Origin of the sequence: Paraflavisolibacter caeni (assembly GCF_025628885.1) — a bacterium.
Lineage (GTDB): Bacteria > Bacteroidota > Bacteroidia > Chitinophagales > Chitinophagaceae > Flavisolibacter > Flavisolibacter caeni.
Map to the genome: position 1 here is coordinate 1 of NZ_JAOTIF010000084.1, position 523 is coordinate 523.

Genomic DNA, 523 nt, shown 5'->3' on the forward strand with positions numbered 1-523 from the left:
GGAGAGCGGCTCAGGTCCCTTTCCCTGACCACTTCTTCCACCACCTTTTCAAAAGGCACCTCCTGGTGCTCATAAGCACTAAGAGTCGTCTGCTTCACCTGTTGTAATACCTCGGTGAAGGACTGCTCTCCTGTGAGTTGGTCTCTGAGGGCCAGGGTGTTGACAAAAAAGCCGATGAGGCCTTCCACTTCCTGCTGCTGTCGACCAGCAATGGGGGTACCCACACAGATATCACTTTGTCCACTGTAGCGGAATAGCAACACCTTGTAGGCTGCCAGCAGGGTCATGAACAGAGTAGTGCCCTGCCTTTGGGAGAATGTATTGAGCTGCTCTGAAAGTTTTGTATCAATATGGAAGTTGACTAAAGCTCCTTGGGTGCTTTGTACCGCTGGTCTTGTATAGTCAGTGGGGAGTTGCAAGGCTTCTACTCCTGTGAGCTGTTCTTTCCAGTAAGTGAGCTTGTGTGCCAATACTTCTCCCTGCAGGTAGTTCCTTTGCCAGAGGGCATAGTCTGCATACTGGA

1 protein-coding gene is annotated in these 523 nt (G+C 50.9%); it reads right to left on the bottom strand.

Annotated features, from left to right (window positions below; translation table 11 throughout):
• Positions 1–523 (bottom strand): condensation domain-containing protein (locus OCK74_RS27870; RefSeq protein WP_279300399.1); only part of this gene is annotated, 523 nt, incomplete at both ends.